The sequence below is a fragment of the Helicobacter suis HS1 genome (assembly GCF_026000295.1).
In the GTDB taxonomy this organism is placed as follows: domain Bacteria; phylum Campylobacterota; class Campylobacteria; order Campylobacterales; family Helicobacteraceae; genus Helicobacter; species Helicobacter suis.
In genome coordinates, this window is record NZ_AP026769.1 from 976,472 (window position 1) to 998,111 (window position 21,640).

The following is a 21,640-nucleotide window of genomic DNA, read 5'->3' on the forward strand; positions in this document are numbered from 1 at the left end:
TTTGTTTTTAATTTTGCCTAATGCCAGTGTAACCACACTTTCCAAATACGAGTCGTTTCTACCTCCCCCTCCCCTCCATAGCCTTCTATAAAAATTTTATCCTCTGTTTTGGGTTTGATCTCTGTATTACCATAAAGTGCCCCACTCGCATGGCTATGCCCGCTTTTAGATATTGCTCTTTACGGTTGTGTTAAGTCAAAGGGCTTTATTAGCTTTTTTATTTCTCATAGGGATTTTAGTGGGTTGGGGCATGATTTTTATTGGCTTTTATAGACTTAAGTATATTTCAACCCACTAGCATGCAATGGATCAGACATATCCCAAACACTCTAACCCTCCTGCGTATCGCCCTCTCTATCTTTTTACTCTTTTTTATTTTACACGCCCCCACCTTTTTTAAGCTCTCTAAAGCTCATGCAGATTATGCCAGTGCCTTTATTTTTATTCTTGCAGCCCTCACTGATTTTTTAGATGGCACAATTGCTAGGCGTTATCACTTTAAAACTCTCTTTGGAGAAATCTTTGATCCTTTAGCAGATAAAATTTTGATCCTAGCTGCTTTTTTAGGGCTACTACATTTAGGGCGCATCACACCTTGGGTACCCTTTGTAATTTTAGGGCGGGAGTTTTTTATCGCTGGGCTAAGAGTTTCTGTTTCATACATGGGTAAAAATATCGCGGTAAGCCAACTGGGTAAATACAAAACCCTTTTACAGGTTTGTGCTATTTTCTTTTTACTCGCTGATATTCATATATACGGGGTTATGGTGGGCTATTTTTTAGTCGCTCTTGCTGTTTTTGCAACCCTTTATTCAGGGGCAGATTATGTCTTTAAATATTACCAATTAGTGCGCAACTAGTGGGGATTTTACTAGCCATAGGGGCTTTGGCATTTTTAATTATCTTCCATGAATTCGGGCATTTTTGCATGGCGCGTCTTTGCAAGGTGGAGGTAGAGGTTTTTTCTCTAGGCTTTGGCCCTAAACTTTTTATTAAACAACATAAAAACACCAAATACTGCCTTTGTCTTATTTTGCTAGGGGGTTATGTGGCGCTTAAACAGGAGGGAGAGGGGGGCTATTTAGCTAAAACTCCCATTCAAAAAAGCTTGATTTTACTAGGTGGGCCTCTTTTTAATCTCTTATTAGCTGGATTGATTTATTTAGCTTTGTTTTTAACTCCAAGCCCTCATCTTGCCCCTATTGTAGGATCTGTTTTACCCAACATGCCCGCTAAGCAAGCCGGTCTCCAACCCAAAGATCAAATTCTTTCTATCAACCATAAATCCATAAGAAACTGGCAGGATTTACAAAGCGCGATCCAACAAAAAGGGTCTTTATCATTAGAAATCAAACGGCAAAACCAAATTTTACACCTACAGGCCCTCCCAAAAGAGCAAAAGAGTTTTAACGCCTTTAAAGAGCCTATTTTGATTAAAATGTTAGGCATCACCCCCTCTAAGCAAATTGTTATGATAAGTTACCCTTTTTTAGAAGCCCTCAATCGCGCTTATAAACAAGTACAAGAGATGATAGTCCTCACGCTTAAGGGTATTAAAAAACTTTTAATAGGGGCTTTGCCTCTCTCAGAAGTTAATTCAGTTGTGGGGATTGTAGATTTTTTATCCACACAAAGCCAACTACAAACTTGGTCTTTAAGTGTGGCTTTTATTTCTATTAATCTAGGCTTACTTAATCTCTTCCCTATTCCGCTTTTAGACGGTGGACAACTCTTTTTACTCTGGCTAGAAACTTTGATACAACGCAAAATCAGCCCGCAGACGATGCAACTTCTTAACGCATTAGGCTTTGCTTTTTTACTCTCTCTTATGGGGCTTGGCTTGTTTAATGATCTGACTCGTCCCAAGTTTTAAGCGCCTGCTCTACCACTTCCATTACACAGGTAATGCCCCCTGCTAAACTAAAAAGCCAGTATTTATGCGCATAAATCCAATCTAGCTGTTTGGCCTGCAAACTCTCTTTATCTAAAGCGGGTTTAGCCACAATTTTAGCGATGTCTAATTCTTGGTGGAAAATATAAGATTGAATCGCATCATTAAAACAATGGCTAAATCTAGGGTCTTCAAAAATATCTTTTAAATCATTGATTTTTTGGCTTAGCTCTTCTAAATGATCTATTTGTAACTGATCTAATTGCCCCTTAGCATGCAAGCTTTCCACTTCCTCTAAAAACGCAGCCACCTCTAAAAAAAGCCCTTCAATTCTTTCCTTACACTCTTTGGTGTAGGCGATAAGATTAAAACAGGTTTGTTTGGCTTTTTGCAAATTGTAGGCGTATTGTTCTTTTGTAGGATAGGGTAAAAGAAGGGGGGTTTTAGGAATAAGGGGTTTAAGATCAGCTTTGATTTTTGCGACACTTTCTAAAAAGCTTAGCTCTTTTGTGCCGTGTATGCGCGCCCCTCCCTCTGTAGCGTTGATCACTTCTAAATTATAGGGCGTGTGGAAGATGTCTTTTTCAAAGAAATCTAAAAAGAGTTTCCAAATACGAGTCGTTTCTACCTCCCCCTCCCCTCCATAGCCTTCTATAAAAATTTTATCCTCTGTTTTGGGTTTGATCTCTGTATTACCATAAAGTGCCCCACTCGCATGGCTATGCCCGCTTTTAGAAAAACTTAAATCTTGTCCGATAAAAATACAACGGGCAAATCGCGCATGCACCACCAACTCATAAGCCATATTAGCCGCACTCATTCCAATGCCAAGATAGCCATAATCATGCAAACCAAATAAGCTAGTATAACCAAAAGGGCGTAGGCTAAATTGTTTAACCCCTTTTGTAATGGCTTGAGGCAATGTGGGGTGTACGATAGAGGTGAGTACAAAAATCACGCCCTCTTGGGCTTCTTCGGGGGTGTCTGTGTAAAATTTTGCTGTAGCTTCTACGCGTTCTAAAGAAAAAACAAGATCGGGTTTAATGCCATAAGCGTTTAGAATGGGAAAAGAGGCATCTATACAAAAAAGAGTAGCATAGGGGGCTATTTCTTTTAAAAGGGGGAGTTGTTTATTTAGACTAGGGCCTGTAGAGATGATAATGGCGGTGTTGTGTGTGAGGTTACGCTCTTGCAGGGCAGCAACTAGGCTTAGTAGAGTTGGGTTTTTTAGTACTAAGGGGAGATTTTGCACATGGTTTTTAATCCCGATAATGGCATCTCTGGCATCATTGCCCACACTTAAAACCGCGTTTTCTAAGGCTTTAATTAAATCTTGGTTAATGCGCTCAATTTCTGTAAAGTAGCGCTCATAGTAGGCATTAAAGACAATTAATTCGTAAAGTTTGGCATAAATACGCGCCTTTTTATCCATGTTAAAAAGCGAGGCTAACATTTGATAAGAACAAGCTTGGCTATGCAAAAAAATAATGCGATCGCTTTGCATTTCTTGACTAAAATCAAGTAGGTTAAAAATAATAAAAAGAATTTCAATTTCAGGCTCAATCACTACAATACGGCTAATAGAATCTAAACCTAAAAGCAAGCGGTATAGCATTCCATTACCCGCCCCATAAAAATAAAGATAGGGAATGGGGCTTATGCGTTTGAATTTTTCTAAGTTTTCCTCTAAAGGTTTATGGGTAAAAAGGGGAGTATTGGTGCGAATATCTAAAATATTAAAGTCCTCTTTTTGCATGAAGACTTCGTATTTGAGGTTAGCCTTAATCTGTAAAAGATCTGAGGCTAAAAGGGGGTCTTTATGTTTTAAAACCTCTAAATTTTGTTCGTAAATAGATGCCATGCCCCCTTAAAACCTATTGCAAGAGTCGTAATACATTTTGCTGTACCGCATTAGCTTGCGCCATAGCAAAGCTCCCACTTTGGGCTAAAATGTTGTATTTAGAGAAGCTTGCGCTTTCCTCTGCAAAGTCTACATCTCTAATTTGTGATTCGGCTGCCTTGACATTAACCTGAGTTACAGAGATGTTATTAATCGTAGTAACTAACTCCATTTGCACCGAACCCAAATCTGATCGGATTTTATCTAGCTGGACTCGCGCACTCTCAGCCATATCCATCACCACCATCGCCCCGCGTAAACTTGTAACCCCCGCGCCAATGCCTTTAAAATTAAGTTGAGCCTGCGCGGCATTGGCATTTCCCCCGCTAGCACTAGCCACATTGGCATCAAAAACCCCACGGATAGCCCGTAGATTAACTGAATATTCTGCTATCCCTTGTGCTGAGTGTAACCCAATATGGCTATAGTTAATGCCACTAATAACGATGTCTCGAGCATCTTGCTTGATCAAAGTCAAACGGCCAATAATAGCATGGGCATTTCCTGAAATGCCTGCAAAATTCCCGCCCCCAAAAACTTTCCCGGAGGCACTGATAGCATGCACAGAAATAGCCCGCCCGTCAGTAGACTTTAAATTAATGCGCCCTGATATGTCTATGTAGGCCTCTACCCCTGTGCGCTCTTTAACTGAGTTGATTGCATTAATAAGCCGCCCATCGCGATCGTTGCGCTTAACATCATTGATCGTACCTATCATCACCCCATTAATAGTAAGCCCTTTAACCGTGCCTGATTGTACCGGTTCTCCGCCCGTTCCCATTACAGTAGCTGTAGCGCGTACCCCTAAAGTGTTAGAATTTTTATTAATCACCTCTACTAATGCTCCAAGACCCGTACCCGCACTGGTAGAAATCTTGACTGATTCAATCTTAAAGTCATTAACAGCATTAGCCTGTCTAAAATTTAAAGTAACCTCTTGTAGGTTCTTTGCCCCAGCACTCACCTCCATGCCATCCCTATCCATTGCTGAGGTCTCAAAGCGCACATGCCCTATCTTATCCGATCCAGTGGGGCCAATAGAGGCCTTAATCGTTGTATTAGAATAAGCCCCGATCTGAAATTCCTTATTAGAGAAACTACCCGCCAAAAGCTGTTGGCCATTAAAGCTAGTGGTATTAGCGATATTATCTAGTTCCTCTAAAAGCCGTAAAATATCACTCTGCAACGCTTTTCTAGTTTCAGCTGTTTGGCCATCTTGGGCGGCTTGGACGGCTTTTGTTTTAACCGTATCTAAAATCTTAATTTGCTCATCCATTGCCTTATCTGCTGTTTGGACTATCCCAATAGCATCGTTGGCGTTTTTAATGGCCTGCCCTAAGCTTGCGCTTTGGCTACGCAAACTATCCGCAATGGCCATCCCTGAAGCGTCATCTGCTGCCTTATTAATGCGCAAACCCGAGCTTAATTTTTCTAAAGAGCTAGCAAGGTCTCTATTGTTGCGTACGCCTATTGTGTGGGCGTTTAAAGCCGCGACATTGGTGTTGATTCGAAAACTCATCTTTGCATCCTTTGCTAATTATGATACGCACACCAAGCAAGGGCTGTTCCATAACTTGTTAACTACAATGTCTTTTAAGCCTTCTTGGCAGAAATCCCACTATTCCCACTTTTGTGGTACAATACCCGCGTACATTTCGTATCTACGGCAGGAAGTGCCGAAAGTTACGCCTTTGGATATATGATGTGTGAGACCTGTAGGGAATGCGTTGGAGCTTTCAACTCTGTAAAATCCCTACCATAGGGACACAGAGTGAGAACCAAACTCTCCCTACGGGCAACATCAGCCTAGGAAGCCTAAATGTCTCTAGCATTTGGGCACTTCACAATAGTTTATAATGCCGCCCACTACTAAATCAAAAAAAGAGTTTGTATGAGAAGAAAGTCTGCTAAAAATCTCATTATCGTAGAATCCCCCACGAAAGCTAAAACAATCGCGCATTTTCTTGATCCTAATTACCAAGTTATTGCCTCCAAAGGACATGTACGCGATCTAAGCAAATATGCTATGGGGATTCATATTGAAGATGAGAAGTTTTTCCCTAAGTACACGGTGAGTAAAGATCATGAAGAAATTGTGAGCCAGATTTTAGATTTAGCCAAAGATGCCTCACAAATTTATATCGCTACAGATGAAGACCGCGAAGGGGAGGCCATTGGTTATCACATTGCCTATCTGATCCAAGAAAAACAAGAGGGGGCTAAAAAAACCTCTCATTCTATAAAACAAGAAATCTTAGATTTAGAAACACAAACAAATAGCCCCAAAAACAACCCTATTTTTGCCCTCCCCCGTATTGTTTTCCACGAAGTTACCAAATCAGCTATTTTGCACGCCCTAGCGCACCCCAAAACTTTAGATATTGATAAAATTAACGCCCAACTAGCCAGAAGACTTTTAGATCGCATCGTAGGTTTTAGTTTAAGTTCTTTGTTAGCCCATAAAATTTCGCGGGGCATGAGTGCAGGGCGCGTACAAAGCGCAGCCTTAAAAATTATTGTGGATCGTGAAAAAGAAATCCAAGCGTTTAAACCCCTTACTTATTACAATATTGAGGCTATCTTTGCCCATGGGATAGAAGCGAGTTTAGAAAGTTATCAGGGTACTAAAATTAAAAAGCAAAGTTTAACTGATGTTGCAAAAGCCTTAGAAATGGTAGCTAATTTAAAGGATCAAGTTTACCATGTCCAAGGAATTAGCCATAAAAATAAAACCTCTCCTACCCCGCCTCCCTTTATGACTTCTACCTTGCAACAAAGCGCCTCTACCCATTTGGGTTATAACCCCTCTAAAACTATGGGCATTGCCCAAAAGCTTTATGAGGGTGTGGCTACTCCTGATGGAATTAGCGGGGTAATTACTTATATGCGCACGGATAGTTTACACATCGCTAAAGAAGCCCAGCAAGCTGCCAGAGAATTTATCCAAAACACCTATGGTAGCCCTTATTTGCCACCAACTCCCAAAAATTATACTTCTAAGAATAAAAGCGCCCAAGAAGCCCATGAAGCTATCCGCCCCACACAGTTAAGCTTTACCCCTGATATTGCCAAAGATTATCTCAAACCAGAAGAACACAAACTTTATACCCTTATTTACCAACGCTTTTTAGCTTCTCAAATGAGTGATGCCATCTTTGAACAACAACAGATTTTAATTGGTACACCGCTAGAGGCTGTGTTTAAAGCCAGTGGGCGTAAATTGATCTTTGATGGCTATCATAGAGTTCTTAAAGATAACAGCGAGGATAAACTCCTCCCGCCCTTAACCCTTCAAGAATCCATCGCCTTAGAAAAAATACAAGCCCGCGAATACCACACAGAACCCCCTGCTAGATATTCTGAAGCCTCTTTAATTAAAACTTTAGAAAGTTTAGGCATTGGTAGACCTAGCACCTATGCCCCCACTATTACCCTCTTACTAAGCCGCAACTATGTACAGCTCAAGAAAAAACAACTAACCCCCACTGAAAACGCCTTTGTAGTTGTTGGCATTTTAGAAAAATATTTTACCAATATTGTAGATGCCACTTTTAGCGCTAGTTTAGAGGATAAATTAGATGCCATTGCCGGCAATAAAGCCTCTTGGCAACAAATGCTCATGGATTTTTACATGCCTTTTATGGAACAAATAGAAATTGGAAAAGCCCAAATTGCCTCCCAGAAAGTCAGTATCCCCACCGGAGAGTTTTGCCCAAAATGTGGTTCAGAATTAGTGCAAAGAAAAGGTAGATTTGGGGTTTTTGTTGCTTGTAGTGGTTATCCTAAGTGTAAATTTATCCAACTCACCTCTAAAGACTCTGAAAATATAGAACCTTGTGAAAAATGCGGATCTGCTATGGTGGTTAAAAAAGGGCGTTTTGGAGAATTTCTAGCCTGTAGTAATTACCCCACCTGTAAAAATATCCGCTCACAAACCCCCAAAGAACAGGGCTCTGCCTATCCATGCCCGCAGTGTCAGGGGCAGGTGGTGCAAAAAAGAAGCAAGAGGGGGGTTTTTTATGGCTGTAATAATTACCCCACCTGTACTTTTCTAACCAATTATAAACCCATAGAAAAACCATGCCCGCAGTGTGGTTCTTTAATGGTCTTAAAAGCTTATAAGAAAAAACCTAGCCTTCATAATTGCTTAAAATGTGATTTTACAGAGCCAGCAGATGCCTAATTTAGTTTTTGGGCCTATTAAATCACGCCGTTTTGGTTGGTCCTTAGGGATTGATGTTTCCGGGGAGGCTAAGCAATGTAATTTTGATTGTCTTTACTGCGAACTCACGCCTAATAAACCTATGGAAAGTATGCACACAGCTTTACCCCCAGAGGTTTTAATTTCTAAGATCAAACAAGCTTTAACCTATAAATACGATCATTTAGATGTACTCACCACTACAGCTAATGGCGAACCCACTCTTTATCCTCATTTAGAAGAGCTCATCACCGCGATAAAGCCCTTTATTCCTAGTGGTGTGCAGTCTTTAATCTTAAGCAATGGTGCGCGTCTTGGCAACAAAGAAGTACAAAAAGCGCTTTTACACTATGACATCGTTAAATTTTCTTTAGATGCCATTTGGCCACAAGTTTTTAACAAAATAGATCGTCCACATAAAAATCTAGCTTTAGAAACTATTTTAGAGGGCATTTTAGATTTTGCTAGCCAGTATCAAGGCATGTTAGTTGCAGAGGTGCTATTAGTAGCAGGGATTAACGATCAAGAAGCACATATTCAAGATTTAGCCGCCTTTTTACAAAAAGTCCCTAATCTAGCCCGTGTGGATTTAAGTAGTATCGATCGCCCTCCAGCTTATAAAGTCCAGCCTCTAACCCTTGATCACCTACTCAAATTAGCCACTTATTTTGAAAAATTGCCCATTAGCTTACCTAGCCGCATTCCCTTTAAAACCACAAAGTTACAAACCACCCCAAAGGTTTTTTTAGATTTACTCAAATACCGCCCCCTAAGTGTAGATGAGGCACATTATTATCTTTTACCAGTAGAATTAAAATCTCTCTACCAAGAAGGGGCAATTGTGGTTAAAAAAGTCGGATTGGTGGATTTTTATCATTTGCCTTAGATCTCTTTAGTGTGCTATAATTTTGGCGTTAAAAGCTCAATATTAGGAGGAAAACATGAAAATACGCGCCTTATGTTTAGCTGTTGTACTTACAAGTGGGCTTTATGCTAGTCCAAGCCATGAAAAAGATATATCCTTATTAAGCGATACACAAATTGGTTTACGCAAAGCCCCTCTGGAGGACGAAAAGGATTTGCACTTGCATGACTATAATTTCCATAAAAACCCTCCCGGAGAAAGCCAACGATTCGAACGGGCTTATGAAAATGCCCCACCCATGATCCCCCATGACACCACCGGATTACTCCCCATTACAAAAGATAATAACCAATGTTTGGGTTGTCATATGCCAGCTGTGGCTAAAACCGTGGGGGCAACACCTGTACCCCAATCGCATTTTTTTGACTTTAGGCATAACCGCCCCACTAGAAAGGGTAATGTGAGCGATGCGCGTTTTAACTGCACTCTTTGCCATGCTCCCCAAGCCAACGCCCAGCCTCTTGTGAAAAATAATTTCAAACCGGTTTTTACCAATAAATCTTTAGAGTATCGCTCCGATTTTATAAATGTGGTCAATGTCGGGGTTAAAGATTATAGCAAGCACTCTAAAAACAGACAATAAATTTGAAAACTTTCCAGTGCTTGGGCGTGGCTGTATTTTTTTGGGGGTGCTGGGTGGGCGATCCTAAAGATGTTAACCCTAAACTCCCCGATGTAGATACTCTTAATGAGTGTAACGAGATGAAAAACGAGTGTGTGGGCAATAAAGATGGGGATATTCCTGTGGCACTTAAGCCCAAAAAATACGGGTCTTTCCATGATATTTTTTTAGCCGGTATTAAACTTGCCCACGGGGGTAAATTTGCTCTCTCGGCTCTGCCTCCAACAGGAGCGGGCTATATTCCCTACAACCCGATGATGATGCGTCCGATGATAAGCCCTATGGGCATGTATCCTTATGGCATGTATCCGATGATAGGAGGCATGCCCATGATGTATGGGCCTTGGTGGTGAAAACGCAAGGATAAATGCCTAATTTGTGGAGGGCGTATTATCTGTTTTGCTTAATTTAACAGGCGGGTTACTCAAGCCAAAGAAGATAGCAAGCGGGTAGGTCTGGTTAGATTTTTTCAACTCCAAATAGGCCTTGATAATTAAAAACTCATCTTGAGGGTGGGTGTTTAAACGCTCTTGAGCCTGCTCAAGCATCTCTAAATCTAATAGCACAAACAATAAAGCCTTTTCAGCTAACTCGTCTTTGCTAGCTAAAAGCTCAAAGAATTTAAACCAATCATCAGGGGATAAAAAGGGTTTAGAATCTAGCGCCATTTGCAAATATTGCTGTTTATCATAACCCACCCCCGCACACAGCTCCACAACTTCTACTTGGCTTAAACCCACATTTTTTTGCCAAAATACCTGCAAAAGAACCGCCAAAACAGATTTATCCACTAGCTCTTTAGCGCCTTTAAGCACCTTAGGGATTTCTTTTAAAGAGCCTCTTTGGATAATATTGATAAGCGCTTGTTTTTTAGCCTCCGGACTAAAACCCTCTTTTTTAAGAACGAAAGAGGCGTATTTCAGATCGCGATCTATTTTATTGGAAATATTTTGGGTATAAAGAGAATTATGCGCGTCTAGGTGGTATTTTTGCCACTCCACCTCCTCCCCCTTTTGTACTTTTTGATAAAGCTCAAAAAGTTGATCAACTCTTTCATGCCCACTTTGTGCTGTGTTTAAATCCTCTTTGAGAAAAAAGCGGGAGAGAATGTTAGAAAGTTCTGCAAAATGGGCGTTAGAATAATTTTGCTTGCTAAAGCTATTGTGGGTGTTTTGATCAATGATCTGCCCTACAAGTTTTTCAAAATCCCGTTTTTCCTTGTAGCGTTTAAAAAAGCTACCAATCCCTCCTAAGAGCATAAAAAATAGGGTAAAAAGGAAAAACACAAACACCGCCCCCACTACCCAAAAAGCAACGGGTAAAACAAAAGTGTGTTGTGCGACATTGAGCGTAAGCTTTTCGGGGGTGGCGTGGTAGATATACCAGCCAATAGCTGCCATAAATAAAATTGTAAATGTACCATAGTAGCGCAGTTTCATATTGCCTCCATTTCTTATTTGTGATAGGGGTGTTTGTTTAAAAGGCTAAGCCCTCTAAAAATTTGCTCACACAAGACAAGCTTAGCTAGTCCCGCGCTTAAAGTCAGCGGGCTTAAAGAGAGCGGCATTAATTTATCTAAAAAGGTTTTTTCAAAGCCATAAGCCCCCGCGATGAAAAACTGCACGCGGGCATGTGTGCTTAATAGCTGGCTAAATTGCAGACTATCATAAAGCTTACCTGTTGGGTGCATGGCATAAGAATTTGGCTTAAGATAGGGGTTAAAGGCTTTGCTATAGTGCTCTTTGCTCTCTTTTGATACAGAAATATCTACAATTTCAAGCTTAGTTTTAAATTGTAAACACGCCTGTTGGTGGTGTTTAAAAAGAGACGCATAGAGGGGATTTTTCTTAGAAATAGAGTAAATAATGCAGGTCATCTATTTTCTCTTAACATCCCTACTAAATCGCTGAGTGTCTTTTTTAAATCTTTGCGTTGCACGATCATATCAATCAAGCCATGCTCAAGCAAAAATTCTGCACTTTGAAAGCCTTCGGGTAATTCTGCCCCGATAGTTTGCTTAATCACTCGCGCCCCAGCAAAGCCAATCATCGCGCCCGGTTCAGCAATGATTAAATCACCTAAAAAAGCAAAGGAAGCGCTCACACCCCCAAAGGTAGGATCGGTCAGTAGGGAGATAAAGGGCAATTTAGCCTCTGAGAGTTTATTAAGTGCGGCGCTGGTTTTAGCCATTTGCATGAGCGCATAAGTAGATTCTTGCATGCGCGCCCCTCCGCTAGCAGAAACTATGAGCAAAGCTTGGGATTTTTCAACAGCACGGTTAATTGCCCGTACAATTTTTTCACCCTCCACAGAACCCAAAGACCCTCCCATGAAAGCAAAGTCAAAAACAGCAATTTGTAAAGAAATCCCATTGATTTGCCCCTCTCCACTGATGAGAGAACTAGGCCGTCCTGTTTTGGCTTGGTGTTTTTTAATGCGCTGTTTATAACTTTCCTTGTCTACAAAATTGAGAGGATCAACGGGCTGTAATTCTTGATCATTTTCTACAAAAGTATTAGGATCGCAAAGAAATTCTAAACGATCATTAGCACTCATTCTAAAATGATAGTTGCATTTAAGGCAAACATGGTGCTTAGAAAACACTTCCTTATAATACATGAGAGCTGCACATTTTGGGCATTTAATCCAATGGCTTGGCATGTCCTGCCCAGAAGACTGCACCCTATTTCTCTTGAAATTTTTTAAGAAGTCTCCAAAACCCATCCATTTATCCTCAATCAAAAAATAGGGCTATTTTAGCATGGACTAGGCGCTTTTAAAAGTTTTTTGTGGAATGGGGAGCAATACCGCAAAACTTAAAAAACACACAGCCGTACAAATCATAAACATCCAATAAAAGCTTATAACCCCCAAACACCAAGTGAAAAAGAAAGAAAAAAGCGCCTGAAAAATCCCAAAGGTTAGAAAAACAGCACTTGAAGCGAGCACAAAATGCTCTTTATTTTCCTTACCCACGATGTAGATAATCATGGTACTTGTAAGAACAACATTGCCCGTCGTGGTAAAGCCCATTAAAAAGATCGAGAGATTAAGCCAGTAAATATTAGTACAATAAGCTGCTAGGATACAAGAGAGGGTTTTAAGCAGTGAAACCACGCTAGAGGCGTTTTTAAGCCCGATTTTATGAGACATCCCCGCGCTTAAAAAAGTACCTAACACCGCCCCAAAGCCAAAAAACGCCCATGAAGCCCCAGCAATGGCTTTATTGAAGTGTAAAAAGCGGACTAGATAATCCACCCAAAAAAGAGTGTGGGGTAAATAACCAATGGCATTGAGGGCAACAGAAATGAGTAAAAGTATGAAAAAATAGGAAAATTTAAATTTTTCTGTTTGTATGGTGGCGGGTTTGGGTGGATGCAGGGTTTTTAAAGAGAGTGAGCAGAGGAAGGCTAGAAAACTTAGCCCTCCTAAAAAGATCCAGGACCAAGAAATAATATGGGCAAAATGGGGCAAGGCAAAACCACTAAACACCACCCCTACGCCAATGCCACTAAAAACTAAGGCACTCACATAGGGGCGGTATTGTTCTTTGATAAAGCCCAGACATAAGGGGGCTGAAAGAATCATCAAACAAGAGGAGGCCACACCGGCTAAAAAGCGCCAAATCCACGCCCAAGCAAAGGGGAAGTTATCTAAATAACAGGCAAAAAAACTAAGCGCAATGATTAAAAAGCTCATTTTGCCAATGCTCTCTAATGAGAAGCGTTTTTGCAAAAGACTTAAAACCACACTCCCAAAGATATAGCCCACAATAACAGCAATACCTAATTGTAAACTCTGATTTTGTGTTAACTTACCAGAGAGAATTAGAAAGGGAATAAGAGCTGTATAGCCAAAGCGGGCTAGACCATTGGAGACAAAGGTAGCCAAAAAGCACACAAATACACGCATTGTCATGAAAAAACTCCTCAAAATTAGACCGGGAAACTAGGGCAAATTGTACTCCTTTTTTTGTTAACAATTTCAGGCTATCTTAGAGGAATTACTTTTGCTTGTAACTTGTCAATACCACCACAAGGATATTTGTGCCAAGCAGTGTCAAGGGCTTAAATGCCCCTAATCTTAAAAGCAAACCCACTCAAGGGGCTAGCAAAAAGCACACAGCTACAGAGGACAAGGACGCCTTTAAAAAGCTTGTTGAAACAAAGAAAACTAACCTTAAAGCATCTCCTAGTACGGCTAAAGTACCCCCAGATAAGACAAAGAATTTAAACAAGGAAGAAAAAACCTCTGAGAAAAACACCGATAAAACTAGGCACTCCCATATTTCTCCAAATAGCCCTCTAGCCCAACTGCTTGATAAAAAAGCCCCCCTTAAAAGCACAGAGCCTAAAGAAACACACCCAGCAGGGGCTAAAGGTAAGGATAAAGCCCCGTTAAATTTTGCACAGCAATCTAAAGCCTTTGAAAAGGCAAATGCCCTTAAAAAAAATAGTGCCAAACTCTCAGATATTAAACAACTAGATAGCGCTAAGCAACTCAAGTTAGGTAAAATCCAGCATGAGAGTAAACCCGGTGCAAGCACCGCTAAAAATCAAAGCACAGAAACACAAGCACAAGCCAAAACCTCCCCTAATCCAGAAGCTAAAGCAGATAAAATGTCAACAGCTGATTTATTGGCTCTTAAAAATAACCCTACCACTGAGTAATAATGTTACGGCTGATGATCGCAATTTTGGGGTTGCTAAGGGGAGTAATGCGATTTCAGATAAAGATGGCGAGTATATGCCCAGCGACTCAGATTTTAACATGGCCTATCAAGGGAGTGGGTGGTTTATTGTAGGGCCTAATAACTTAATAAAAACCTAGCGCCAACCCCCTCTTCTCATATCATCAAGGATAGCCATACCAATGATAGAGACATTAAACAGGCCTTTGAAGAAGCCTTTGAAGGGCCTTTAAGACAAAAACCTGCCATAATTCCCCTTTCTTTTAATCCTAACCATTTGCCTTTACAAAGTCCGGGTAAACCCCCCACACCCTCCAAAGACACAGGAGAGGAAGTTAAAACTAGTTCTATAGAAACGCCTAATCATTCTGTGCACAACACCAAAGTAGAATCCCAACCCTCTTTACAAGCTCCTCAAATTAAAGAAACCTTAAAAAATTTTGCCACCATTTTACGCCAAGAACTTTTAGATTTTAAACCACCCATTACAAAACTTTCTATAGAACTTAATCCTGATAATTTAGGCAAAGTAGAGGTTGTGATTCAGCAAGTGGGTAAAAATATTCAGGTGAGTGTGGCTTCTAGCCCGCCGGTGAGTGCTCTTTTAGCCACCCACCAAAGCGAGTTACGCCAAAATTTAGCCCAAATGGGCTTTAACGATGTAGATTTGCGCTTTAATGCCCAAAACGATACGGGGGGGAGTTTTCAGCAAAATTTAGGCCAAAACCCCGGACAACACCCCCAACAACAACAAAATTTAGGCCAAAACCCAAACCAGCCCCAGCAAAGCCAGCCCCAGCAAAATATAGAGCCATCTACCCAAACCCCCACTCTTACCATGCGCGATCAAAATGCGCCCCCCTCTACTAGTACACAAATCCCTAATTACGCCTAAAAGGTAGAAGTTCTAGTGTATAATGGGCGCAAATCCTGCACTTTTGGAGGCGCACATGCCTATTGATTTAGCAGAGGTAACCGGGGCTAAGGCAGCAATGGAAAAGAAAAAACATGAGCCCAAAGTTGCCAATGGCTTAAATAAAGATGCGTTCATGAAGTTGTTTTTAGAGCAACTTAAAAACCAAGACCCCACTGCACCTATGGAGACTGATAAAATTATCAGCCAGACCGCACAACTCTCGCAAGTAGAAATGCAAGAGGAAAACAAAAAGGCGATGAAAGAAGTAGCCGATGCGATGCAATCCACTAAAGAGACGAATAAATCTTTAAAAGACTCTCAGGGCAAACTCCAAGATACCCTTGAAAATCTGAATAAGGGAATGAATAACACCTTGCAAAGTAACATGGCTATGGCTCAGGTAGCGGGCTTAAATAGCGTCTCTATGATTGGTAAGATTGCTGAAACCGATGTGAAGGGGATTAATGTTACTAAAGGCAAGGTGGATTTTTCTTTGTATTTTGATGAGCCGATTAAAGTAAGTGAGGGTAGCCCGGGGGTGCAAATTTTTGATAAGGATAAACAATTAGTACGCACCCTCTCTTTAAAAGAGAAAAATGGCAAACAGGGATATGTAGCCTTTGAGTGGGACGGGTTAAACGATCAGGGTAAACCCGTGCCAGCGGGTACTTATGAAGTTTTTGCCGAATACAATTTAAACCCGACGAGTAATAAATACCTACATACTCGCATTGGTAGAGGCGAGATACAAGGAGTGGTGTTTGATAAGGGTAAGCCTATGCTACGCATGGGGGAGATGATTTTGCCTATGGATAGCGCTTTAGAATTTTATGATAAAACTAATTCGCGCCAAGAGGAGGAGCAACGCGAAAATACAGCCCATTTTGTGTCCTCTAAAAGTAAAGAGAAATTAGCTTGCCGCAGCATGGGAGACTCTGCGCCTAAAGAATTAAAAGAGGGTGAAGTGTTCTATACCGCACAAAAAGCCCCCATAAATACACAAACCCCGTTTGCATCTAATCAAAAAACCCCACAAAGCCCACTACAACAAGGCTTGCACACGCCAAATAAGGCACAAAGTACAGACCAAAAACCCCCTTTAAATCCAGTAAGAAATACAGATCAAAATACAGCTAGAGTTAATAGCTCAAGTCCCTTAACTCATAGCCAAAACCCACCCAATAACCACCCTCTAGCGCATAATCTAGCAAGTAGCGCTAGCTCCCACCCCACTCCAAAAAGCGCCTTTGAAACGCCTAACACTGCTTTAAAACCTAAGATGAATCCTTTAGAACGGGCTAGTAGCCATTCTAACCCACAAGAAAGCTCCACATGAACGACACCCTCTTACATGCCTACTCCGGGATTAAAACCCACCAGTTTGGAATTGATAGCCTTTCTAATAACCTTGCTAATATCAACACGGTGGGGTATCGCGAGAATGAACCTGAATTTAAATCTCTCTTTGCAGCCCATTTTGATTCGATGAGTAATAATGTTACGGCTGATGATCGCAATTTTGGGGTTGCTAAGGGGAGTAATGCGATTTCAGATAAAGATGGCGAGTATATGCCCAGCGACTCAGATTTTAACATGGCCTATCAAGGGAGTGGGTGGTTTATTGTAGGGCCTAATAAAGATGGGAGTTTTGAAATTGATAAAGATGGCTATAAACAAAGCCAAGAAAACTTTTTTACCCGCGATGGGAATTTTTTACGCGATGCTGATGGTTATATTGTCAACACGCATGGCTATTATGTTTATGGCATTGATTTACACAAGATTAAAAATGGCGTACTCATGGCAGGCAATGCAGATGCAGAAGCTAAGATTTTAAAGGGTAGCAAACTTAGTACGCTGTATTTGCCCCGCGATGTGCAGTACCAACCGGTGGTGAGTACTAAAGTTAACATGAGTTTGAATTTAAACCCTAAAAACCATGTACGCCCGGCTGAGGAGTATCTTTTAGATGAAAATGGAGAGGTGATTACGAATCGCTTTTTAAATCAAGATGCTAACGCATTAGCCAATAGTGATAATGAACCTTTGGATTTAGCTATGCATCGCAATTTAGAGATCATGATTGTTAAGGGCGATATGGCTCAGGATTTAACCTTTAAATACGGCACAGGCGGACCTGAGAAAAATGAGTTTCACACTTTAGGAGATTTAAAAAACTTACTCAAAAGCAAGGCTAATTTAGATCTCACTATTGCTAAAAGCAAACCCGATCAAGTGATCTCGCCTCTCATGTTACAGATTAAAAACCCTAGCGATCCAGAGGCTACGCTCTTTATTGGTGGCCAGATGGCAGAAAAATTAGGCTGGGTTGCTAGTGGCATGATTTTAAAAAAGGGTGAGACACGCGATTCGGTAAATATTCGTATCCCTTTTTATAGCACCACTACAGAAATTTATGACAAGGCCGGGGATAAATATTTGCTTAAAAGCGATTTTTTCATGACTAATTCTAAAGACCCTATGGCAACCCCGCCCACAGAGCAAAAATGGGATGTGGAAAGCTCTATTTTAGAAATGCGTGATAAAACCCCTATCACCCCTAAACCTGTGCGCCAGACTATCACCTTTGATCAAGCGGGTAAAATGCAATCTAAGCCTATCACGCTTAATTTTAAAGGTAACCCTCTTGTTTATTCAATCAATAAAAGCGATGATTTTGAATCTAGCGATGTACCCTATGAGGATTCTAGAATCTATCAAGTTTCTCAAGACGGCAAGCCTAAGGGAATATTAAGAAATATGCGCATTGATGATGATGGGATCATTCATTTATCCTTTAGCAATGGAGCGATTGAGACTATGGGGCGGGTGGGCATTGCAGCCTTTACTAACGATCAAGGGCTTAAAAAAGTGGGGAGTAATTTATTTGATATTAGTAATGCTACGCGCAATGGCCGCGCTGTACCTTTAAGCGGAAACCCCATTTTAGGCTGGGATCGCGATGATGGCAAACTTAAATTTGGCAAGATCATGCATAAATATTTAGAAACTAGTAATGTCAACGCCGGGCGATCTTTAACGAATTTAATTTTAATGCAGCGCGGCTATTCTATGAATGCTAAAGCCTTTACAACGGGCGATGATCTGATCAAAGAGGCCATTAATTTAAAGAAATAATCCATGCCTTTTAATAACTACATAGAAAAAGAATTTAAAGAAATTGTGGCGCTTTTATCAAAGAGGGAGTATGTGATCCCGCGTTTCCAAAGAGGCCTTGTGTGGAAAAGAGAACAAGTAGCCAATTTTTTAGACAGCATTTTAATGGGGTATCCTACGGGTATTTTTGTGCTGTGGAAAAGTAAAGAGAAATTAGCTTGCCGCAGCATGGGAGACTCTGCGCCTAAAGAATTAAAAGAGGGTGAAGTGTTCTATATTTTAGACGGGCAACAACGCATGAGCGCGCTTTACCTTGTCTATGAGGGCTTAACACTACCCCAAGCTAAGGGAGTGGAGGAAGATTACAAGGATATTTTATTAAGAGTAAAGCCCGATGCTAATGGGGAATATTGCTTTGTTAAACCTAAAAAATCTGAAAAGATAGAGCAGGCAATTAGGGCTACAGATTTGCTTAGAAACGAGAGTATTTATGATATTGAGGAAAAATACGGGCTTGATAAAAAGACGGCTAGGGAATTTGAGCGTTTTAGAACTAAGCTTTTAAACTATAAATTCCCTATTGTAGAGATCACAGACGCCTCTTTAGAGGAGATTATCAAAATTTTTACCCGTATCAATACGGGGGGTACTAAATTAAGCCTTTCTGAAATTTTATATGCTAAGTTTTATATCGCCCCTAAAAACACACAAAAAGGTTTTGATTTAGAGGCACATTTTAAAGAACTCCAAGATGAGCTTAAAAGCCTAGATTATGGCTTTAACTCATGTGTGGTGGTTTTACAGCTGATCTCTTTTATTTTGCGGTATAACGCCTCAGGCAATTTAACAGAGAAAATTTCTACCTCCACCCTCGATCACATTGGAGAAAAGAGTATTAGAGGCGGGCTTTAATGGACTTTAACCTACAAAGCTAGTTTTTAGGTCGATACTGGTAGTCTAGCGCGTTTAAGCTTTGCTAGGGTTGTAGTCTAAAAGTCGGGTATTAGTAAAAGAGTTTTGAAAATGGATATTTTAAAGAGATGAATCGCTACAAATGCCCTCTAAAATCAAGCCTTAATGAGAGTTCTAAGGCCGAAAAACAAGCCATTGTTACAAGCATGAAAAATTTACAACCCATGCTTAAAAAAGGCAAACTAGACTCTAGTTATAAACTTTTTGTAATAGGGGATAATCAGGCTGTGATCAATGGTTATAAGTGTAAAAACGAGGGTTTTATTCTTGAGAGTGGTTTTAGAAATATTGAATACAAATGGTGCAAGCGCGGTTCTGATGCGTGTAATAAAGTGGTAGATGCCATTGTTAATCTTAGAGGATAAAAAGCGTTCTTTTTAAAATTTATCAAGGGTAGGTTATTTTGCAACTTAATAGCGAACAATTACAGGCTATAAAAGCCCCTTTGGGGCATAATTTAGTGATTGCCTCTGCTGGTACGGGTAAAACTTCTACTATTGTGGGGCGGATTTTACACCTGCTTACAAGTGGCATTGATCCGCGCCAAATTCTTTTACTCACCTTTACTAATAAAGCCAGCCAAGAGATGAAGGAGCGTTTAGCACGCTACACTAAGGAAGCTGAAAAAATTGAAGCCGGGACTTTCCACGCTGTGGCTTATCGTTTTCTTAAACTACAAGACCCTTCTTTAAGTTTAAAGCAACCAACAGATATGCAAACCTTACTGAAGAGTTTTTTAATAGAGACAGAGGGGGTTTATAGCGCGAAGTATTTATACGAGCTGTATTCTTCTTATCTGAATGAAAATTGCGCGCAAAGTTTTACAGGTTGGCTATTAAAGCGCACCCCTGAGCAAGAGGCGTACACAGAATTATATGAATGCGCGTTAGGGCTTTTTGAAAGCTGTAAAAGAGAACAGCACTATGTAGATTATAACGATCTATTAATTCTTTTTAAAGAGCAGATCAAGCATCAGCCCAAAGCCTTTTGTGAAGTTTTATGCGATGAGTATCAAGACACTAATCCCTTACAAGATTCTATTTTAGATGCCCTACAACCCTCTAGTCTTTTTTGTGTGGGTGATTATGATCAAAGCATTTATGCCTTCAATGGGGCAGATATTTCTATTATCAGTAATTTTACACAAAAACATAAAAACGCGCAGGTTTTTAGTTTGCGCAAAAATTACCGCTCCTCAGGGGCTATTTTAAATCTGGCTAACCGCGTGATTGCTAACAACCCGCGCATTTATCCTAAAAGCTTAGAGGTGGTGAAACAAAACAACCCCTCTACCCCTAAACTTTTGGTTTATGACGAGTTATTAGATCAATATCAAGGCATTGCTAAGCAGATCGCGCTAAGGGGGCGTTTTGAGGAAGTGGCCATTCTCTTTAGAAATAACGCTAGTGCTGAGGGGTGCGAGGCGGCTTTGCGGCTACTTGGTATCCCCTCTATTCGCAAGGGTGGGGTGGGTTTGTTTGATACTAAAGAGGTGAAATTACTCTTAGATGTTTGTGCTTTTTTGATCCAGCCTAAGGAAATGGTAGCAACCATGCAGATTTTAGGCTATGGGCATGGGGTAGGGGCTAAGTTGTGTGCAGAACTTTACCAAGCTTTGCAGATTTTAGGCGAGGGTAATAGTCTAAAGGGCTTACTCACCCCTAATCAAAAAGAGCCCTATCCTAGTATAAAACGCCCCCAAATGGGTTTGTTTGAGGGTTTTATGGCTAATACCTCCCCTTTTGATCTGCGCTCTGATTTTAAAGATCACCCACTTTTAAGCCACCCTAAAATAAAACCACCTATCGCCTGCTTTTTAGAAGATCTTTATATCCTTTGTAAAACCCACTCTTTTAAAACCTCCGCCCAAAGCCTAGAACACATTATGCAATCTGCGTGGTTTGATAACATTATGCAAAAGCTTGCACGGGAGCGCTCTAAAAATAAAGATGGAAGTGTGGATACAAACCGCTATGAGCAGGCTTTAGAGAAAATTAAAAGGCGGGGGGAATTACTTGTACAGATGTCTAGCAAATATGGCCATTTAAAAGATTTTATCAATGAAATAGGGCTTGACTCTCAAGAAATGGATAGTGGGAGTGGGGTACACTTACTCACCGTGCATGCAAGTAAGGGGCTTGAATTTAGCGAGGTGTATGTGATTGATTTAATGCAAAAGCGTTTTCCTAATACCAAGTTAGCCAAACAAAACGGAGGTTTAGAGGAGGAGCGCCGTTTGTTTTATGTGGCAGTTACTAGGGCTAAAGATCATCTTTATTTATCCTATGCTAGAGAGGATCGGCGTAAAAATACCCGTTATGAACCCTCATGTTTTTTAAAAGAGGCGGGCTTTAATGGACTTTAACCTACAAAGCTAGTTTTTAGGTCGATACTGGTAGTCTAGCG

19 protein-coding genes are annotated in these 21,640 nt (G+C 40.7%); 13 read left to right on the top strand and 6 right to left on the bottom strand.

Annotated elements, in window-relative coordinates; genetic code table 11:
• Positions 1-299: 299 nt before the first annotated feature.
• Positions 300-860: a CDP-diacylglycerol--glycerol-3-phosphate 3-phosphatidyltransferase gene (gene pgsA / locus OO773_RS05345; RefSeq protein WP_050780185.1), complete on the top strand. Its 561-nt coding sequence runs from the start codon at positions 300-302 to the stop codon at positions 858-860.
• Positions 860-1,873 carry an RIP metalloprotease RseP gene (gene rseP, locus OO773_RS05350; protein ID WP_006564304.1) on the top strand — a complete coding sequence of 338 codons (1,014 nt, stop codon included), beginning with the start codon at positions 860-862 and terminating at the stop codon, positions 1,871-1,873. Before pgsA ends, rseP begins: the two co-directional genes overlap by 1 nt.
• Here the strand turns inward: rseP and OO773_RS05355 are convergent.
• Both OO773_RS05355 and OO773_RS05360 read right to left on the bottom strand, forming a co-directional pair.
• Positions 1,845-3,752 (bottom strand): motility associated factor glycosyltransferase family protein, encoded by a 1,908-nt coding sequence (locus OO773_RS05355; RefSeq protein ID WP_006564303.1) that lies wholly within the window; start codon positions 3,750-3,752, stop codon positions 1,845-1,847. The two genes, rseP and OO773_RS05355, sit on opposite strands and share 29 nt — an antisense overlap.
• Before the next feature lie 13 nt (positions 3,753-3,765).
• Positions 3,766-5,310 carry a flagellin B gene (locus OO773_RS05360; RefSeq protein ID WP_006564302.1) on the bottom strand — a complete coding sequence of 515 codons (1,545 nt, stop codon included), beginning with the start codon at positions 5,308-5,310 and terminating at the stop codon, positions 3,766-3,768.
• Positions 5,311-5,682: 372 nt separating this feature from the next.
• Between OO773_RS05360 and topA the strand changes: the two genes are divergently transcribed.
• From topA to OO773_RS05380, 4 genes are read left to right on the top strand one after another with little or no spacing between them, the layout of a single operon-like run.
• Positions 5,683-7,974 (top strand): type I DNA topoisomerase, encoded by a 2,292-nt coding sequence (topA, locus tag OO773_RS05365; RefSeq protein WP_006564301.1) that lies wholly within the window; start codon positions 5,683-5,685, stop codon positions 7,972-7,974.
• Positions 7,967-8,878: a radical SAM protein gene (locus OO773_RS05370; RefSeq protein WP_232088462.1), complete on the top strand. Its 912-nt coding sequence runs from the start codon at positions 7,967-7,969 to the stop codon at positions 8,876-8,878. Before topA ends, OO773_RS05370 begins: the two co-directional genes overlap by 8 nt.
• Positions 8,879-8,933: 55 nt before the next feature.
• Positions 8,934-9,500 carry a nitrate reductase cytochrome c-type subunit gene (locus tag OO773_RS05375; protein WP_040499168.1) on the top strand — a complete coding sequence of 189 codons (567 nt, stop codon included), beginning with the start codon at positions 8,934-8,936 and terminating at the stop codon, positions 9,498-9,500.
• Positions 9,501-9,526: 26 nt separating this feature from the next.
• The gene (locus OO773_RS05380) at positions 9,527-9,892 is read left to right on the top strand and encodes a U1 small nuclear ribonucleoprotein (RefSeq protein WP_233424242.1); all 366 of its coding nucleotides are present in this window, start codon (positions 9,527-9,529) and stop codon (positions 9,890-9,892) included.
• 18 nt (positions 9,893-9,910) lie between these two features.
• On the opposite strand, the gene OO773_RS05385 is transcribed toward OO773_RS05380, so the two are convergent.
• Genes OO773_RS05385 through OO773_RS05400 form a run of 4 tightly spaced genes read right to left on the bottom strand, consistent with a single transcriptional unit; the run spans position 9,911 to position 13,451 of the window.
• Entirely contained in the window at positions 9,911-10,978 is a 1,068-nt protein-coding gene (locus OO773_RS05385) for a hypothetical protein (protein WP_231102869.1), read from the bottom strand.
• Between the two features lie 14 nt (positions 10,979-10,992).
• Complete coding sequence (locus tag OO773_RS05390; RefSeq protein WP_006564298.1) at positions 10,993-11,415, bottom strand: 23S rRNA (pseudouridine(1915)-N(3))-methyltransferase RlmH; 423 nt, start codon at positions 11,413-11,415, stop codon at positions 10,993-10,995.
• Complete coding sequence (gene accD, locus OO773_RS05395) at positions 11,412-12,263, bottom strand: acetyl-CoA carboxylase, carboxyltransferase subunit beta (RefSeq protein ID WP_034376234.1); 852 nt, start codon at positions 12,261-12,263, stop codon at positions 11,412-11,414. The genes OO773_RS05390 and accD overlap by 4 nt, the downstream gene beginning before the upstream one ends.
• 42 nt (positions 12,264-12,305) lie before the next feature.
• The gene (locus tag OO773_RS05400) at positions 12,306-13,451 is read right to left on the bottom strand and encodes a YbfB/YjiJ family MFS transporter (protein ID WP_040499172.1); all 1,146 of its coding nucleotides are present in this window, start codon (positions 13,449-13,451) and stop codon (positions 12,306-12,308) included.
• Between the two features lie 134 nt (positions 13,452-13,585).
• On the opposite strand from OO773_RS05400, the gene OO773_RS05405 reads away from it, so the two are divergent.
• The 7 genes from OO773_RS05405 (at position 13,586) to OO773_RS05435 (ending at position 21,599) form a co-directional block, all read left to right on the top strand.
• The gene (locus OO773_RS05405) at positions 13,586-14,209 is read left to right on the top strand and encodes a hypothetical protein (RefSeq protein ID WP_264828462.1); all 624 of its coding nucleotides are present in this window, start codon (positions 13,586-13,588) and stop codon (positions 14,207-14,209) included.
• Positions 14,210-14,506: 297 nt separating this feature from the next.
• Entirely contained in the window at positions 14,507-15,124 is a 618-nt protein-coding gene (gene fliK / locus OO773_RS05410; RefSeq protein WP_158650314.1) for a flagellar hook-length control protein FliK, read from the top strand.
• Between the two features lie 55 nt (positions 15,125-15,179).
• Positions 15,180-16,481, top strand: a complete 1,302-nt coding sequence (gene flgD / locus OO773_RS05415) for a flagellar hook assembly protein FlgD (RefSeq protein WP_264828463.1) — start codon at positions 15,180-15,182, stop codon at positions 16,479-16,481.
• Positions 16,478-18,283: a flagellar hook-basal body complex protein gene (locus tag OO773_RS05420; RefSeq protein ID WP_006564294.1), complete on the top strand. Its 1,806-nt coding sequence runs from the start codon at positions 16,478-16,480 to the stop codon at positions 18,281-18,283. The genes flgD and OO773_RS05420 overlap by 4 nt, the downstream gene beginning before the upstream one ends.
• A gap of 3 nt (positions 18,284-18,286) precedes the next feature.
• Positions 18,287-19,174, top strand: a complete 888-nt coding sequence (locus OO773_RS05425; RefSeq protein WP_264828464.1) for a DUF262 domain-containing protein — start codon at positions 18,287-18,289, stop codon at positions 19,172-19,174.
• Between the two features lie 128 nt (positions 19,175-19,302).
• Complete coding sequence (locus OO773_RS05430) at positions 19,303-19,599, top strand: ribonuclease H family protein (RefSeq protein WP_264828465.1); 297 nt, start codon at positions 19,303-19,305, stop codon at positions 19,597-19,599.
• Positions 19,600-19,637: 38 nt separating this feature from the next.
• Positions 19,638-21,599, top strand: a complete 1,962-nt coding sequence (locus tag OO773_RS05435; protein WP_040499166.1) for an ATP-dependent helicase — start codon at positions 19,638-19,640, stop codon at positions 21,597-21,599.
• Positions 21,600-21,640: the final 41 nt, after the last annotated feature.